This window comes from Flavonifractor sp. DFI.6.63, from assembly GCF_024462255.1.
GTDB lineage: Bacteria > Bacillota > Clostridia > Oscillospirales > Oscillospiraceae > Lawsonibacter_A > Lawsonibacter_A hominis.
Window position 1 is genome coordinate 75,194 of record NZ_JANGBE010000013.1, and the last position, 14,688, is coordinate 89,881.

A 14,688-nucleotide genomic window follows, 5' to 3' on the forward strand; every position below is an offset into this window, starting at 1 on the left:
AAGCAAACCTATTTTCGCCCGAGCTGGAAATTTCCAGGTGTTTCCGCGCGCCTTTTCCACTCAAAAACACGATGCCCGCTTTTGCAGAATTTTATGCTTTATTTTTTTGAAAGCTGGTTGCATCCAAACAGGCAACATTTTTGGGGGGCGGGGGAGGGGTGAGGAGTGAGCGAGGGTGAGTAGTTCCAAAAAGCAGAGAGGACGGGAAGCGCTGCTCCGGCGGATGGAGGAGTTGGCCAACGGGCGAGTCAACGACGCGGTAAAGCTGGCATTCCTGGGCAGCGGATTGCCGCCGGAGCAGTGGGAACGGATCGACGCGCTGGAGCTGGAGGAACTGGCCGAGTTCAAACGCAGCGGCAACGGGACGGTGGAGATCAAGCTGGTGGACCGCCTGGCGGCGCTGGAGAAGCTGATCGCCCTGGCCGGGGACGGCGAGCGGGAAAAAGCGGAGCAGTTTTTCCGCGCGCTGGAGCAAACGGCGGGAGGCGGGGAGAGCGGATGAAAACAGCGCGGCGGCACGGAGATTCGGGAAGACGGAACCGGCGGAGAGGGACGTGAGGCATGCAGTTCAAGGCGTTTTCGGAAAAGCAGAGACAAGTGCTCACATGGTGGTGCGACGGGGCCGGGACCAGAGACCGGGAGGCGATCATCTGCGACGGGGCCGTGCGCAGCGGGAAGACGCTGTGCATGGGACTGTCCTTTTTCTGCTGGGCCATGCGGCGCTTCGGCGGGGAGAAATTCGCCCTGTGCGGCAAGACGGTATCCGCCCTGCGGCGCAACCTGCTGAGCACCCTGCTGCCGGCGCTGGGCGAGCTTGGGTTCCGATATCAGGAAACCGTCTCCCAAAACCGGGTGCGCGTGCGCTTTGGCGGGCAGGAAAATACGTTTTACCTCTTCGGCGGCCGGGATGAGGGCAGCGCAGGGCTGATCCAGGGGATGACGCTGGCAGGGGTGCTGCTGGACGAGGCGGCGCTGATGCCACGCTCCTTTGTGGAACAGGCGGCGGCCCGCTGCTCCGTCACGGGGGCCAAGCTGTGGTTTTCCTGCAACCCTGCGGGGCCGGAGCACTGGTTTTACAAAGAATGGATCCTGAAGCGGGAGGAGCGCAGGGCCCTCTACCTCCACTTTACCATGCAGGACAACCCGGCCCTGTCTCCCCAGGTCATACGGCGGTACGGCCGCAGCTTCAGCGGGGCCTTTTACCGCAGGTTCGTATTGGGGGAGTGGGCGGCCGCCGAGGGGCGGGTATACGATTTCTTCGACGAAAGCTACATCAGGCCTCCGCCGGAGGGGGCGATGGAGCAATGGTGCATCTCCTGCGATTACGGGACGGTGAATCCCGCGTCCTTCGGGCTGTGGGGGCGCAGAGACGGGGTCTGGTACCGGGTGGAGGAATTTTACTACGATTCCCGCGCCCGGGGCAGACAGAAGACCGACGGGGAATACGTACAGGACCTGAAGCGGCTGGCGGGCGGCCGGGAGATCGCCTGCGTGGTGGCCGATCCGTCGGCGGCCAGCTTTCTGGAGGCCCTGCGGCGGGAGGGATGGCGGGTCATACGGGGAGAAAACGACGTGCTCTCCGGCATCCGCCTGACCGCCGGGCTGCTGAAGCAGGGGCGCATCGTGATAGGCCCGGCCTGCCGGGACGCCATCCGGGAGTTTGGCCTGTACTGCTGGGATGAGCGGGCGACGGGCGACCGGGTCCGAAAGGAGCACGATCACGCCATGGACGATATTCGGTATTTTGCCGCTACCGTGGCCGCGCGGCGGGCGTACGGCGGCGTTGGGGCGTGGGCCGTGGAGCGGCAGGCGTTTTGAGACGCGGCAAGCGGGAGAGGAGTACGGAGCGATGGGATTTTGGAACAAGAAAGCGGACGGGGGAGGGACGGCTGCAGTCCAGCTGCGGGACGGGGGACGGCATCCCTTCCGGCTGCTGGACGGTTATGTGCCGCTGCGCAGCGGGGAAATCGCCCTTTACCGCAGCATCCGGGAGGCGGTGCCCATTGTGGACGCCGCAATCTTGAAGCTGATCCGGCTGTCCGGCGGCGTACAGGTGCGCTGCCGGACGGAACAGGCCCAGGCGGGACTGGAGCGGTTTTTGCGGACGGTGGACACCGGACGGGGCCAGCGGGGCGTGCAGTCCTTTCTGGACCGCTATCTGGACGCCATGCTGACCTGCGGGCGGGCCGTAGGGGAGATCGTGCTGGACCGCAGACGGCGGGAGATTGCCGCACTGCTGTGCGGAGATCCGGCGGAGGTGGAGATCCGGGAGGGGGCGTCCCCAATGGAGTTCCAGCTCTGCACCCGGGCCGAAGGCGGCGGAATGGAGCCGCTGCCCTGCCAGGAGCTGCTGCTGTTTACCCCGTTTCAACCGGAGGTGGGCAGCCCTTACGGAGTGAGCCTGCTGCGGTCGATGCCCTTTTTGACGGAGATCCTGCTGAAAATTTATCAGGCTACCGGCATGAACTGGGAGCGTTTGGGAAACGTGCGCTTTGCCGTGATCTATAAGCCTGAGGGGGACGGGCTGGACCGGGCCTGGGCGCAGGAGCGGAGCCAGTGCCTGGCCCGGGAGTGGTCGGCTGCCATGCAGGCGGGAAAGCAGGGCAGCGTCCGGGACTTTGTGGCCGTGGGCGACGTGGACATCAAGGTCATCGGAGCGGACAACCAGGTGCTGGACAGCGAGGTGCCCGTCCGGCAGATCCTGGAACAGCTGATCGCCCGCACGGGCATACCGCCCTTCCTGCTGGGACTGTCCTGGTCCTCCACCGAACGAATGAGCGCCCAGCAGGCCGACATGATGACCAGTGAGATCACCGCTATACGGCGGGGACTGGCGCCGGTGGTGGAACGGGTGTGCGAGCTGTGGCTGCGTCTGCATGGGTACGACGAGCCGGTGGAGGTGGACTGGGAAGACATCAACCTGCAGGACCTGGTGGAAGAGGCAAGAGCGGAGCTGTACCGGGAGCAGACCCGGGCGCTGCGGCTGGAAAATGAAAAGGAGGAAGCGAAACGGTGAGGATACAAAAGCAGGCCCGGGCGGGGCAGGGATTGGAACTGGCCGAAGGCGAGCTGGCACAGATCAATGCCCTGAGCCGGAAGGAGCTGAAGGCCGGAGAGGTATACGCCTTCGGAGTGCGGCTGTGCGACAACGAGATCGACCGCGACGGGGAACGGTTCCCGTTGGAGACCTTGCAGGAACTGGAAAGGCTCTTTGTGGGGAAGAGCGGAGTATTTGACCACCAGTGGAGCGCCCTGGGGCAGACCGCCCGCATTTACCGCACCGAGCTGGTGCAGGAGACGGAAAAGCGTACCGGCGCGGGGGACGCATACTGCTATCTGAAGGGGTACGCCTACATGCTGCGCACGGAGAAGAACCGGGACCTGATCGCGGAGATCGAGGGCGGCATCAAAAAGGAGGTCAGCGTGGGCTGCGCGGTGGAGCGGGCGGTTTGCTCCATATGCGGGGAGGACCACAACGACCGGACGAAATGCAGGCATGTCAAAGGGCGCACCTACAACGGCAAGCTGTGCTGGGCCGACCTGCGGGAGGCCACCGACGCCTATGAGTGGTCGTTTGTAGCGGTGCCGGCCCAGAAAAACGCGGGGGTGATCAAACAGATGAAGCGGGAAACGGACTGGGAACAGCTGGAGCGGGAAGCCGAGCTGGGGCGCAGGTACCTGGCGGGACTGCGGGAGGAGATCGCCCGGCTGGGCGCGCTGGCGGAGCCGGAGCTGAGCGGCGGCGTGCTCAAGCAGATCGCCGGAAAACTGGACGAGGAGGAATTACTGGCGGTGAAACGGGCCTATGAGAAACGGCTGGACGAGCGCTTCCCGACGGCGCCCCAAATCAAGGATACCGGTGGGGAGCGGGAGGCACAGCGGGACGACGTGGCGTTTTTGATTTAAGGCATTACCGCAGGATTCAACGCGTGCGGAGCGGCGCGAAAACTTGTGCTGCAAAAAGGCGCAAAACCGCAGGAATACTTTGCGTATTGCAAGGTTTTGCAGCGCATTTGTGGGGCAAATTGGCCGCCAAGGCGTGCGTGGGGAATTGTGCGGTGATGCCTTAAGTCCGTTTGGGACCGGAAGAAGCGCCCCATGGACGAACCTGTCCCTCTGGAGCAAACAAGGCCGGGACAGCCCGCAGGGCCCGGGGCGCAAACGCCCGGCGCGGCGGAAGAACACAGACGCAAAAGGAAGCGGAGAACGCGAAAGGAGAAACGGGAATGAGCAAGATTTCGTTTGAGGGGATCGGAGAGGTGGCGGCTACCTTCGCCTGCGGCGACGGAGTAACGGCAGGACAGGTGGTAAAGGTCACGGGGAATGGCACCGTGGGGGCCTGCAGCGACGGCGACCGATTCTGCGGCATGGCGCTTTCCGCCCAGGACGGCTACGCCGCCGTGCAGCTGGCGGGCCTGGTCAGGGTGAGCGTCACGGGCGAGGGCGTCAGCGCCGGGTGGGTCAAGCTGGCCGCCGACGGAAGCGGCGGCGTCAAAGCGGCCGCCACCGGCGGCACAGAACTGCTGGTGCTCAGCGCGGACAGCGACGGCGCCGTGGTGCGCCTGTAAAAGGGGAGGAGAAACATATGGCTTATCTGTACGACAATCTCAGACTGGAAAAGGGCATGTACAACGAAGCCGGCCAAAGCTTTACCCAGGTGCTGGAGCGGGAGGACCCCTCCGAGCACTACAAAGGCACGGCCCTGGAGGGACTGGACGCTTACCAGCGGCAGCTCAAGCGCTTTGACATCAAGGTGAAGGGCGCGGGCAGCGACGTGGTGGAGAAATTCTTCCACACCGCACAGTCCGCAGTGCTCTTTCCCGAGTACATCGCCCGCTCCGTACGGCAGGGGATGGAGGAGGCGGATCTGCTGCCCCACATTACCGCCGCGGTGACGCGGTTTGAAGGAATGGACTACCGTTCCATCACGTCGGTCCCGGAAAAGACCAAGCGGGAACTGCGCCGGATGGAGGAGGGGGCCGCCATCCCCCAGACCGAGGTGAAGACCCAGGAGAACCTGGTGAAGCTCCACAAGCGGGGACGGATGCTGGTGGCCTCCTACGAAGCCATCCGCTACCAGAAGCTGGACCTGTTCTCTGTCACCCTGCGCCAGATCGGCGCGCACATCAACCGGATGCATCTGGAGGACGCCATCGACGTGCTGCTGAACGGCGACGGAAACAGCAATCCGGCCCAGGCCCTCAAGGTCGGCACCAGCCCCATCGGCGGCACGGCGGGCAGCCTGACCTACAGCGAACTGGTGGATTTCTGGGCCCAGTTCGACCCCTATGAGATGAACACGCTGCTGGCATCCGGCGACGTGATGCTGAAGCTGCTCAAACTCACCGAATTCCAGAACCCGCTGACCGGACTCAATTTCCAGGGGACCGGCAAGCTGGCCACGCCCCTGGGCGCCAAGCTGCTGCGCACCGCAGCCCTGGACAGCGGAACGCTCATCGGGCTGGACAAGCATTATGCGCTGGAGATGGTGCAGGGCTCCGACGTGCTGGTGGAGTATGACAAGCTGATCGACCGGCAGCTGGAGCGGGCCGCCATCACCAGCATCAGCGGTTTTGCCAAGCTCTACACCGATGCGGCCAAGGTGATGAGGGTCGGATGACGGAGCAGATCTTGGCTCTGGCGCGGACGCTGGGACCGGCAGGCGTCACCGAAACGGAGGCGCTGGAGCCCCTGTGCCGGGCTGCCCGGGCGGAACTGGAAGGAATGCTTCGGGAGGGCGTGACGCCCGAGGATTGCGGAGAGGCCTTCCTGCTGGGCGCAGCTTGGCTGGCCCTGGCCGGTCTGGCAGCGGGAGAGGACGGCGGAGTGGAGAGCTTCCGCGCCGGGGACGTGAGCATACGCCACCGCTCCGGGACGGACGCCAGGGCGCGCTGTGCCGCTTTGCGTCTCCAGGCCAGGCAGGTCATGGCCCGCTATCTCCGGGACGACGGCTTCGTATTCCGGGGGGTGCCGGGATGAGCCTGTTTGAGGGGCTGCTGCAGCGGTATGGGCAGAGGGTGCTCCTCTGGCGCGAAGGGGCGGAGGAGGGGACGGCGTGCCGGGCCTTCCTCCAGCCCATCCGGGAGCGCGGCGAGCAGGTCCAGGCTTCGCCCCTGGGGGCGGTACGGCAGGACAAGTGGCTCTGCCTGGGCGAGCCGGGAATCGCGCTGGAGGGGCTGGGAGACGGCTTTATCCAGTGGGCTGGGCGGCGCTTCCGGGTGATCTCCGCCCAGCCGTTCTACCTGGGGACGGTATTGTCCCACTGGCGGGCCGTGCTGCGGCCCATGGACGAGGATTGACCGGAAACGCGGAGGGGGAAGAAAGCATGACGCTGGATACCGTGCGGGAGCGGATGGCCGAATGCCTGCGGAAAGCGGGAGTGGAAGCGGTCTGCGCCTGGCCCGGGGGAGCGCGCAGGCGCGTGCAGGGGCCGGTGGCGGCGGTTTCCCTGCGCTCCTGCCAGGGCGGGCCGGGCGGCTTCCGGGATTATCTGGGGGAGCGCTACAACCAGGAGCGGGGCTGCTGGGAGGAGCTCTACGGACGGAAGGTGCGGCTGGTATTCGGGCTGGATCTGTATGCGCCGGGGCCCGACGGCGCTCCGGCGCTCCGGACCGCCTTTGACGTGGTGGCCGGAGCCCTGCAGCGGGAGGGGCCGGAAGGGCTGAAGCTGCTGGAGCTCTCCTGCGGCGAGGTGGAAGACGATCCAGGGACGGATTTGCTGCGCTGCCCGGCGGAAGCGGTCTGTGAAGGATGGCTCTACGCCGTGGCGGACGAGGCGGGCGCGTTCCTGGACTTTATCGTGAGAGGGGACGGAAAAGTGTGAGCACGACGAAACATGAGCGGCCGGGGGTCTACTCCAGATACGATGCGTCCACCGTGGTCAGCGGCGGCGGCAGCGGGAAGACCGTGGGCATCGCGGCCCTGAGCGAGGCGGAGGCGGGAGGACTGCACGCCCTGGCCCGATATGAGGACGCGGCGGCCGCCTTTGGGGCGGAGGACAACCTGTGCCGGTTGGCGCAGACGCTCTTCCGCAACGGCGCGGCCCAGGTAAAGGCGGCGCCTGTGGCGGCGGAGGAGGGGTATGAGGCGGCCTTCGCCCTGCTGGAAACGGAGGAGGACCTGGTGGTGATCTTCTGTGACAGTACCACCCTGGGCGTGCAGCAGAAGCTGCGGGAGAGCGTGGAAAACGCCTCCCAGGCCCGAAGGGAGCGCATTGCGGTGGTGTGTCCCGGCAGCGGGGAGAACGTCTCCGAACTGGTGGCACGGGCCGAGGCCCTGAACAGTGAGCGGGTGGTGCTGGCGGCCCCCGCCGACGGGACGGGCGGAGCGCTGGCCGCCGCCGCAGCGGCCGGGGCCATCGCCGGAGAGAACGACCCCGCTGTGCCCCTGGGAGGCGCGGAACTGAAGGGCGTGGATACGCTGCAGGCCCAGTACGGCGACAGCGAGATCGACCTGCTGGTACGGGGCGGGGTGACCCCGTTGGAATGCGTGGGGGGAAAGGTCAGCGTGGTGCGGGGGGTGACCACCCGGACCAAAAGCGGAACGGCGGCGGACGCCACCTGGCGGGAACTGACCACCATCCGCATCGTGGACGACGTGATCCCCACGGTGCGCTCCGCACTGCGGGCAAAGTTCCGCCGGGCCAAGAATACCGAACAGAGCCGGGGAGCCATACGCTCCCAGGTGGTGCTGGAACTGGAGAACAAGCTGGCAAGGGAGATCATCACCGGATACGACGGGGTGACCGTTACCGCGGACAGTGAAAATCCAACCGTGTGCCTGGTGGATTTCTCCTTTACGGTGGCCCACGGGCTCAACCAGATCTGGCTGAGCGCGCATATTACGGTGTGACCCACAGCGGCGTTTGGGGAGGAGGAAGCTTAGGTGAATATTTCGGGATTTCCCACCAGCAGCGATATCTATTTGGAAGTGGATGGGAAAAAGGTGGCGGTGGTACAAAGCTACACGGCAAGATCCAGCCGGACCAGCCAGACGGTGGAGGCCTTCGGCGAAGACGAGCCGGTGGCTACCATTCCGGGCCAGCGCAGTCATGTAATCGAACTGACGCGGCTCTACGCCACCGACGAGGCCATCCGGGACGGGCTTAATTTCCATGATCTGGAGGATTTCAGCCTGGTCATCTGCAAGCCGGACCGGAAGATCATTTATTCCGGCTGCCAGTGGAGCGCGATCGGGGAGACCGGCGCGCTGGGGGCTATGGTTGTGGAAAAAATTACCATCATGGCGGCCAGGCGGATCGAGACGGCGGCGTGAGCGCGGGGGACAGAGCGCTTGCCGGCGTGCCGGCCGGGGAAGAGCGATGGGAGAGCAGAGAATGAGAGAACATTCGATTTTGGCCGGAGCGCAGCGGCTGCGGCTGGAGGACGGGAGCGAGCTGCGGCTGCTCTCCGCACTGGAGGTGCTGGAGGCCCGGCGGGAGGCGGAGGAGCTGGCAAAGAGCGCAGGAGAACAGGCCCTGTGTTCCAACGCCTGCTTGCTGGCCAGAGCGCTGGAACGGGACGGCGAGCCCCTGTTCGAGGACGGCTGGGCCGTCCTGAGGGGGATGACGGCCTCCGAGATCGCCGTGCTGGCAACACGCTGGGCCGACTTCGAGCGGCAGGAGGACCCGGCGCCCGAAGATGGAGAGGAGCGCTGCCGGCAGCTAAAAAAAGCCTGGAGCACACGCCGGAGGAGCGCCTGCGCTGGCGTGTGCTCAAGACCTTCGGAGCTCTGCCCACCGAGGCGCGCGTGCGGGAAATGAAGCGCCGGGACTATCTGTGGTGCGCGCTGAATCTGCTGCTGGACCACGAGGAGGAGCTGGGGCGGCTCTGCCCCAGCTGCCGGGCCCAGGCGGAAGAGGGACGCTGCCCCGTCTGCGGCGGCGCGGCGGGAGAGTATCTTGGCGGAGAGAACGCCGCGTTCGACGAGGAGCGGTTTGAGCGGCTGATGCGGGGGGAGACGGATTGATCGATTTCCTGGAGCGGCTGCTGGCGGCACAGCGGCGGGCGGAGGACGGAGAAAAAGAGCCGCTCCTGCTCCCGGCAGACCCGGCGTGGGCGGCCCCGGCGGAGGAGGAGAAAACCGGCGGAGCCGGACGGCCGGAGGCCGGCGGGGAGACGGAGGAAGGCGCGCAGGCGGCAGAGCGGTGCGGCGTGTGGGAGGAGTTTGGGGCGGCGGGGCGGAAGGACGCCCCTTACGGGCGCAGAGCGGCCGCTGCGCCGGCATCCGGCGGCGGGGAAGGGCAGGCCGGCGTGGCGGCGCGGGGCCGGGAGGAGGGCGCGAGCGCGCCCAAGACGTCCGCCGGAGCGGCGCGGCCACGGGAAACGGCAGCAGGACGGTCACCGGACGCCGGGGCGTGGCTGGAAGAACAGGTGCGGCGGAGCGCGGCGGCGGCCGGAAGCATCGGCACAGGGCCGGGCCGGATCGCGGTAGTGGAGCGGCAGACGGAAGAGAGCGCCGCCGGGGTGACGGCGGCGGAGCTGGACCGGGTGCTGGAGCGGGACGCCCGGCGGTACGACGCAGGCTTCCGCCTGTTTTGAGAGGGGGAGAGCGCCGGTGAAGCTGGCGGCGATGCGGTATAAGGACTACGTATGGCCCCACAATCCGCGGGTCTATACCATCGAATACGAGCGGAGGATGGGGGCGCGGAAGGTGCCCTTTGGCCGCTATTTTTTACAGGATCTGGGGCCCGCCCAGCGGGTCATGCGGGGCGAGGGCGAATTTGTGGGGGAAGAGGCCTATGCGGAATTCAAAAGGCTGGCGAGCGTCTTTTACGACGACGGACCGGGACTGCTGGTCCACCCGGTCTGGCAAACGGCCAACGCCTATTTCGTGGAGCTGTCTCTGGCGCAGGAGCCACGGGCGGATTATGTGAGATACACCTTTACCTTCTGGGAGGGCTATGAGGGACACAATACAACCCTGCGCACACAGCAGGGGGAGAGCGCCGGGAGCGGCGCCTCCGGGACGGAAAGCGGGAGCGGCGCGGTCTGGCACACAGTGGCGCAGGGAGAGACTCTGTGGGGGATCGCCCGGCGCTATGGCCTGACGCTGACGGCGCTGGTTACCCTCAATCCCCAGATCAAAAACCCGAACCTGATCCTGGTGGGAGAGAAGGTGCGGGTAGCATGACGGGGACGCTGATCTGCTGGGACGGGCGGCGCGTCGTCCTGCCCGACCTGACGTCCTGGCGGATGGAATATGCCTGTGGAATCCCCTGTGACAGCTTTTATCTGGAGTGCCTGTGGGAACCGGGCGAGGCCGGGGCGCTGGCCGAGGCGGTACGCTTTGCGGCGGAGGAGGACGGGGAGCGGGTGTTTACCGGCGTGGTGGACGAGGTTTGCTGCGGCTGGGACGAAGACGGAGCGCGCCTGAGCGTTTCCGGCAGGAGCATGGCGGCGCTGCTACTGGACAACGAGGCGCTGGGGTGCGATTATCAGACGGCCACCCTGGCAGATATCCTGCGGGATCACGTGACCCCTTACGGCATCCAGGTGGGGCGGACGGACCGGCTGCCCGCGGTGCCGGACTTCTCCGTGGCCATGGGGAGCAGCGAGTGGCAGGCGCTCTATCATTTTTGCCGGTACTACGGCGGCGTGACGCCCCGCTTTGACCGGCAGGGGCGGCTGCAGGTGTGCGCCTGGCAGGATGGAGCGCGGCGGGTGCTGGACGAGGACGCGGCGGTGCTGGAGCTGGCCTGGAAGGAGAAGCGCTACGGGGTCTTGTCCGAGGTGCTGGTACGGGATAAGGCGCGGGACCAGGTGCAGCGGGTGGTCCACAGCGGGTTTGCCCGGCGGGGCGGACAGTGCCGGCGGGTGCTGACCATGCCGGGGCGCAGCAGCTATCAGGCCATGCGCTATTCCGGAGAATACCAGCTCCAGCGTGCCGCCGAGGGATGGCACAGCGTGGAGCTTATGCTGCCCGGCGCCTTCCGCGCCTGGCCGGGGGAGCTGGTGGAGGTAAACTGGAAGCGCGACGTCTGCCGGGGGCTTTGGCGGGTGACGGAAAGCGTGTGCGGGATGGATGCGAAGGGCGCGTATACCCGGCTGACCCTGGCGGACGCGGCGGCGGTCGTTTGAGCGGCGGCGGGACGGTTTGGACAAGGAGGAGACAGCATGTGGATCTCAAGACAGGGGATGAGCCGGGACGGACGGCAGGAGGCGGCCCGGGTGGGTGTGGTGAGCCTGCCGGGAGACCCGGCGGCCGTTCTGCTGGACGGAGAGCGCCGTCAGGTGCCGGTATTCGCGCCCGGCGGCTATCAGTGGCAGCCCATGCGGGGCGAGCAGGTACTGGTGGTCAAAGCCGGACCCGACGGGGAACAGCCCTGCGCGGCGGGGGTGCGCGGCCAGCGCGCGTGGAACCTGGCGCCCGGCGAGGTGGTGCTCTACAGCGGCGGCGGGGCGGCCAGCATCCGCATCCGCAACGACGGCGTGATCTCCATGAGCGGCACGGTATTGGTCAATGGGCTGCCCGTGATGGTGGAGGGCGGTTAGGATGGAGCTGATGGTGCGGGACGGGGACTACGTGAGCGACGGACGGGGCTCCTTCCGGCGGGCGGAGGGGAGCGCGGAGCTGCTGCAGCGGGTGCTGTGGAAGCTGAGTATCCGGCGGGGCTGCTTCCCGCCGCTGCCGGGGCTGGGCAGCCAGCTGTATCGGCTGGCCGGGGCGCAGCCCGCGCGGCGAGGCGCGCTGGCCCGTCAATATGTGACCGAGGCGTTGGCAGAGGAGGAGTCTCTGCTTGTGGACGATGTGATTTTAAGCGGCACGGGCACCTTACAGGTCAGATTGACCTGGCGGGGAGAGACGCTGCGTTTGGATATGGACGTACAGGGAGCGTGAAGGGATGACGGTGGACGAGATCTACAGCGGGATGGCTGCACGGTTTCAGGAGGAGACCGGGCTCGTCCCGGCGGGAGACGGGGACCTGGCGGTGCGGCTGTACGCTGTGGCCGCCCAGATCTACGCCTTATATGTACAGGCAGATTGGGTGGAACGGCAGTGCTTTCCCCAGAGCGCCCACGGGGCGTATCTGGACAAGCACGCCCAGCTGCGGGGGCTGGAGCGGCGGGAAGCGGTACGCGCCCAGGGAGTGCTGCGCTTTGAGACCGACAGCGCCGCCCAAACCGACCTTTCCATCCCGGCGGGGACGGTGTGCATGACGGCGGAGCAGGTGCGCTTCGAGACCCTGGAGGATGTGGTGCTGCAGGCGGGAGAGACCGCGGCTCAGGTGCGTGCGCAGGCGGTGGAGCCGGGGAGCGCGGGCAACGCGGCGGCCGGGACCATCCGGGCCATGGCAGTGGCCCCGGTAGGCGTGAGCCGGTGCACCAACCCCGCAGCCTTTACCGGCGGGCTGGAGGAGGAGACGGACGAGGCGCTGCGGGTGCGGGTGCTGGAGACCTTCCAGAGAATGCCCAACGGGGCCAACGCCGCCTTTTATCAGCAGGGGGCCATGTCGTTCCCGGAGGTGGCGGCGGCGGCGGTGCTGTCCCGCCCGAGGGGCGTGGGTACGGTGGATGTGGTGGTATCCACCCCCGCCGGGGTGCCGGACAGCGCCCTGCTGGCCCAGCTGAGCAGCTATTTCACCCAGCGGCGTGAGATCGCCGTAGACGTACGGGTACGGGCCCCGGAGGTAAAAAGCATCGATGTGAGCGTGGCGGTGGCAGCTGCGGACGGCGCCGACGGGGAAGCGGTGCGCAGCCGGGTGGAGGCCGCCCTGCGGGCGCAGTTCGACGGACGGCTGCTGGGACGGGATGTGCTGCGGGCCGCGCTGGGGGCGGTCATCTACGGCGTGGACGGCGTGGCCAACTACAGCATTGCCGTCCCCGCCGCCGACGTAGCCGCAGCGGCGGACGAGCTGCCTGTGCTGGGAACGCTGACGGTGACGGAGATGGAGGTGAGCGGTTGAAGCATACGGATTATCTCCGGCAGATGCTTGCGCCGCTGGGGGTCTATCGTCTGGAGGGGACCTGCAACGGCGGAGAGCTGGAGGCCGTGGGAGCCGCCCTGGACGGCTGCGCCGCCGCGCTGGAAACGGTGGAGCGGGAGATGCTGCTGACCACGGCGGAGGGGGACGGCCTGGAGCGGATCGAAGCGCTGCTGGCGCGGCGGCCGGTGACAAGCGTCCTGGAACGGCGGCGGGCAGCTCTGGCGGCCCTGCTGCGGATTGGAGGCGACAGCTTCACGCTTTCGGCGATCAACGACAACCTGGCCGGATGCGGGCTCAATGCGGTGGCCAGTGAGACGGAGGAGCCCGGCGTAGTAGAGGTGCGCTTTCCCGAGGTGCCCGGGATCCCGGATGGGTTTGCAGAGATGCGGGCCATCATCGAGGATATCCTGCCGTGCCATCTGGAAATACGGTATGTCTACTGGTACATTACCTGGGCCATGCTGCAGGCGCGCTTTCAGACCTGGGGAGAGATCGAGTCGCTGGGACTGAGCTGGAGCGCATTGGAAAAGCTGGTACGATGAGAGTTGGGGTGGAGTTGAAGGCGGAGCATATCAAAAATGGGGCGCTGGCCCTGCTGGCGGCGGCGGGAGGGCTGCTGGCCCAAGCGCTGGGAGGCTGGGATACGGCACTGCAGAGCTTGATTTTCTGCATGGCGGTGGATTACCTCACCGGTATGCTGGTAGCGGGGGTGTTCCGGCGCTCCGGCAAGACGGAGAGCGGCGCGCTGGACAGCCGGGCCGGGTTTCGCGGGCTGTGCAAAAAGGCCGGGGAGCTGGCGGCCGTGCTGGTGGCCGCCCGGCTGGACCTGCTGTTGGGCAGTGATTGGGCCCGGACCGCGGTGATTCTGTTCTTTGTGGGCAACGAAGGGCTGTCTATCCTGGAGAACGTGGGATTGATGGGCGTACCTTACCCGGCGGCGCTCCGGCAGGCGCTGGAGGCCCTGCGGGAGCAGAGGGCGGAAAAAGGGCCGGAGGAGTAATGTGAACCGAACCAGTAAAAACGGACAATAGACAAAACGCCCCCTAATGAAGGAAAATGAAAGTACTACATTAGGGGGTATTATTATGGCAAGGAAGTATCAGCACACCCAGGAATTACTGCCTAAAATCAAAGAAATGCTTGAAGGCGGAATGACACAGCGAGAGGTTGCGGAGAGACTTGGGGTGACAGGAGAGAGAGCAATCCATCATCTTCTTACACGCGAAAGGAAAAAGGAGCTACATGGCATACCGAAGCAGCGTGGTCGGAAACCCGCGAAGGCCCTGGCAGAGTACAAATACGAAAACAAGCGCTTGAAAATGGAAGTAGAGCTGTTGCGGGATTTTCTCTTGCTCACTGGGAAGGAGTGAAGATCAGCGTAAAATACAAGGTGATATACCGACACAGAAAAGAGTATCCCATCAGCGAAATGTGTCGTTTTTTTGAAGTATCCCGTAGCGGTTACTACGGATATGTCAGCAGGATGGATACCCTGGCCAAAGATTTGCCCCTTGCTGAAAAAATCCGAGAGTGTCAGGCAGAGAGCCGGAACACATATGGATACCGCAGAGTGTGTATCTGGCTTGAACGCAAAGGCATCCACCACAACCCTAAAACCATTCTCAGAGTAATGAACAAGTACAATTTGCTGTCGGTTATAAGAAGAAAACGATATGTAAGATATGGGGAAGGTCTGCACAAATACCCCAATCTGTTGAACAGAGATTTCACCGCTGAATGTCCGAATCAAAAATGGGTAACGG

At 65.7% G+C, this 14,688-nt stretch carries 23 protein-coding genes; all 23 read left to right on the plus strand.

Going from position 1 to position 14,688, the window contains the following annotated elements:
* Nucleotides 1–175: 175 nt before the first annotated feature.
* The gene (locus tag NE547_RS08920) at nt 176–502 is read left to right on the plus strand and encodes an XRE family transcriptional regulator (RefSeq protein WP_256175489.1); all 327 of its coding nucleotides are present in this window, start codon (nt 176–178) and stop codon (nt 500–502) included.
* 59 nt (nt 503–561) lie between these two features.
* The gene (locus tag NE547_RS08925; protein WP_186907997.1) at nt 562–1,818 is read left to right on the plus strand and encodes a PBSX family phage terminase large subunit; all 1,257 of its coding nucleotides are present in this window, start codon (nt 562–564) and stop codon (nt 1,816–1,818) included.
* A gap of 31 nt (nt 1,819–1,849) precedes the next feature.
* Complete coding sequence (locus tag NE547_RS08930) at nt 1,850–3,016, plus strand: serine/threonine protein phosphatase (protein ID WP_186907996.1); 1,167 nt, start codon at nt 1,850–1,852, stop codon at nt 3,014–3,016.
* Nucleotides 3,013–3,906, plus strand: a complete 894-nt coding sequence (locus NE547_RS08935) for a hypothetical protein (protein ID WP_256175492.1) — start codon at nt 3,013–3,015, stop codon at nt 3,904–3,906. The genes NE547_RS08930 and NE547_RS08935 overlap by 4 nt, the downstream gene beginning before the upstream one ends.
* Before the next feature lie 320 nt (nt 3,907–4,226).
* Nucleotides 4,227–4,568 (plus strand): hypothetical protein, encoded by a 342-nt coding sequence (locus NE547_RS08940; RefSeq protein ID WP_256175494.1) that lies wholly within the window; start codon nt 4,227–4,229, stop codon nt 4,566–4,568.
* A gap of 17 nt (nt 4,569–4,585) precedes the next feature.
* Nucleotides 4,586–5,620: a phage major capsid protein gene (locus NE547_RS08945; protein WP_256175496.1), complete on the plus strand. Its 1,035-nt coding sequence runs from the start codon at nt 4,586–4,588 to the stop codon at nt 5,618–5,620.
* Complete coding sequence (locus NE547_RS08950) at nt 5,617–5,979, plus strand: hypothetical protein (RefSeq protein ID WP_256175498.1); 363 nt, start codon at nt 5,617–5,619, stop codon at nt 5,977–5,979. Before NE547_RS08945 ends, NE547_RS08950 begins: the two co-directional genes overlap by 4 nt.
* A complete protein-coding gene (locus tag NE547_RS08955; protein WP_186907991.1) occupies nt 5,976–6,299 on the plus strand; it encodes a hypothetical protein in 324 nt (107 codons plus the stop codon). Before NE547_RS08950 ends, NE547_RS08955 begins: the two co-directional genes overlap by 4 nt.
* Nucleotides 6,300–6,325: 26 nt before the next feature.
* Nucleotides 6,326–6,823, plus strand: coding sequence for a hypothetical protein (locus NE547_RS08960; RefSeq protein ID WP_186907990.1), 498 nt, complete (start codon nt 6,326–6,328; stop codon nt 6,821–6,823).
* The gene (locus NE547_RS08965; protein WP_256175500.1) at nt 6,820–7,851 is read left to right on the plus strand and encodes a phage tail sheath C-terminal domain-containing protein; all 1,032 of its coding nucleotides are present in this window, start codon (nt 6,820–6,822) and stop codon (nt 7,849–7,851) included. The genes NE547_RS08960 and NE547_RS08965 overlap by 4 nt, the downstream gene beginning before the upstream one ends.
* A 33-nt stretch (nt 7,852–7,884) precedes the next feature.
* Complete coding sequence (locus NE547_RS08970; protein ID WP_186907988.1) at nt 7,885–8,274, plus strand: hypothetical protein; 390 nt, start codon at nt 7,885–7,887, stop codon at nt 8,272–8,274.
* A gap of 61 nt (nt 8,275–8,335) precedes the next feature.
* Nucleotides 8,336–8,761, plus strand: coding sequence for a hypothetical protein (locus NE547_RS08975; RefSeq protein WP_256175502.1), 426 nt, complete (start codon nt 8,336–8,338; stop codon nt 8,759–8,761).
* Nucleotides 8,758–8,967 (plus strand): molybdopterin oxidoreductase, encoded by a 210-nt coding sequence (locus tag NE547_RS08980; protein ID WP_186907987.1) that lies wholly within the window; start codon nt 8,758–8,760, stop codon nt 8,965–8,967. Before NE547_RS08975 ends, NE547_RS08980 begins: the two co-directional genes overlap by 4 nt.
* Nucleotides 8,964–9,539, plus strand: coding sequence for a hypothetical protein (locus NE547_RS08985; RefSeq protein WP_256175504.1), 576 nt, complete (start codon nt 8,964–8,966; stop codon nt 9,537–9,539). The genes NE547_RS08980 and NE547_RS08985 overlap by 4 nt, the downstream gene beginning before the upstream one ends.
* A 31-nt stretch (nt 9,540–9,570) precedes the next feature.
* Nucleotides 9,571–10,131, plus strand: coding sequence for a LysM peptidoglycan-binding domain-containing protein (locus NE547_RS08990; protein WP_305148486.1), 561 nt, complete (start codon nt 9,571–9,573; stop codon nt 10,129–10,131).
* On the plus strand, nt 10,128–11,078 hold the full coding sequence (locus NE547_RS08995; protein ID WP_256175508.1) for a hypothetical protein: 951 nt from the start codon (nt 10,128–10,130) through the stop codon (nt 11,076–11,078). Before NE547_RS08990 ends, NE547_RS08995 begins: the two co-directional genes overlap by 4 nt.
* A 36-nt stretch (nt 11,079–11,114) precedes the next feature.
* The gene (locus NE547_RS09000) at nt 11,115–11,492 is read left to right on the plus strand and encodes a hypothetical protein (RefSeq protein ID WP_256175510.1); all 378 of its coding nucleotides are present in this window, start codon (nt 11,115–11,117) and stop codon (nt 11,490–11,492) included.
* A 1-nt stretch (nt 11,493) separates the two neighbouring features.
* A complete protein-coding gene (locus tag NE547_RS09005) occupies nt 11,494–11,838 on the plus strand; it encodes a hypothetical protein (protein WP_186907983.1) in 345 nt (114 codons plus the stop codon).
* A 4-nt stretch (nt 11,839–11,842) separates the two neighbouring features.
* Nucleotides 11,843–12,904 (plus strand): baseplate J/gp47 family protein, encoded by a 1,062-nt coding sequence (locus NE547_RS09010; protein WP_256175512.1) that lies wholly within the window; start codon nt 11,843–11,845, stop codon nt 12,902–12,904.
* A complete protein-coding gene (locus NE547_RS09015) occupies nt 12,901–13,467 on the plus strand; it encodes a DUF2313 domain-containing protein (RefSeq protein WP_256175513.1) in 567 nt (188 codons plus the stop codon). The genes NE547_RS09010 and NE547_RS09015 overlap by 4 nt, the downstream gene beginning before the upstream one ends.
* Nucleotides 13,468–13,475: 8 nt before the next feature.
* Entirely contained in the window at nt 13,476–13,925 is a 450-nt protein-coding gene (locus NE547_RS09020) for a holin family protein (RefSeq protein ID WP_256175514.1), read from the plus strand.
* Between the two features lie 85 nt (nt 13,926–14,010).
* Nucleotides 14,011–14,295, plus strand: coding sequence for an imidazolonepropionase (locus NE547_RS09025; RefSeq protein WP_207723784.1), 285 nt, complete (start codon nt 14,011–14,013; stop codon nt 14,293–14,295).
* Nucleotides 14,292–14,688 (plus strand): IS3 family transposase (locus tag NE547_RS09030; RefSeq protein WP_256175516.1); only part of this gene is annotated, 397 nt, incomplete at its 3' end. The genes NE547_RS09025 and NE547_RS09030, both read left to right, overlap by 4 nt.

Coding starts and splice junctions, on each gene's coding strand:
- NE547_RS09000 (WP_256175510.1), top strand. CDS start 11,115: ATGTGGATCTCAAGACAGGGGATGAGCCGGGACGGACGGCAGGAGGCG.
- NE547_RS08990 (WP_305148486.1), top strand. CDS start 9,571: ATGCGGTATAAGGACTACGTATGGCCCCACAATCCGCGGGTCTATACC.
- NE547_RS08975 (WP_256175502.1), top strand. CDS start 8,336: ATGAGAGAACATTCGATTTTGGCCGGAGCGCAGCGGCTGCGGCTGGAG.
- NE547_RS08930 (WP_186907996.1), top strand. CDS start 1,850: ATGGGATTTTGGAACAAGAAAGCGGACGGGGGAGGGACGGCTGCAGTC.
- NE547_RS08995 (WP_256175508.1), top strand. CDS start 10,128: ATGACGGGGACGCTGATCTGCTGGGACGGGCGGCGCGTCGTCCTGCCC.
- NE547_RS08945 (WP_256175496.1), top strand. CDS start 4,586: ATGGCTTATCTGTACGACAATCTCAGACTGGAAAAGGGCATGTACAAC.
- NE547_RS08940 (WP_256175494.1), top strand. CDS start 4,227: ATGAGCAAGATTTCGTTTGAGGGGATCGGAGAGGTGGCGGCTACCTTC.
- NE547_RS08960 (WP_186907990.1), top strand. CDS start 6,326: ATGACGCTGGATACCGTGCGGGAGCGGATGGCCGAATGCCTGCGGAAA.
- NE547_RS08925 (WP_186907997.1), top strand. CDS start 562: ATGCAGTTCAAGGCGTTTTCGGAAAAGCAGAGACAAGTGCTCACATGG.
- NE547_RS09010 (WP_256175512.1), top strand. CDS start 11,843: ATGACGGTGGACGAGATCTACAGCGGGATGGCTGCACGGTTTCAGGAG.
- NE547_RS08950 (WP_256175498.1), top strand. CDS start 5,617: ATGACGGAGCAGATCTTGGCTCTGGCGCGGACGCTGGGACCGGCAGGC.
- NE547_RS08980 (WP_186907987.1), top strand. CDS start 8,758: ATGAAGCGCCGGGACTATCTGTGGTGCGCGCTGAATCTGCTGCTGGAC.
- NE547_RS09025 (WP_207723784.1), top strand. CDS start 14,011: ATGGCAAGGAAGTATCAGCACACCCAGGAATTACTGCCTAAAATCAAA.
- NE547_RS08955 (WP_186907991.1), top strand. CDS start 5,976: ATGAGCCTGTTTGAGGGGCTGCTGCAGCGGTATGGGCAGAGGGTGCTC.
- NE547_RS09005 (WP_186907983.1), top strand. CDS start 11,494: ATGGAGCTGATGGTGCGGGACGGGGACTACGTGAGCGACGGACGGGGC.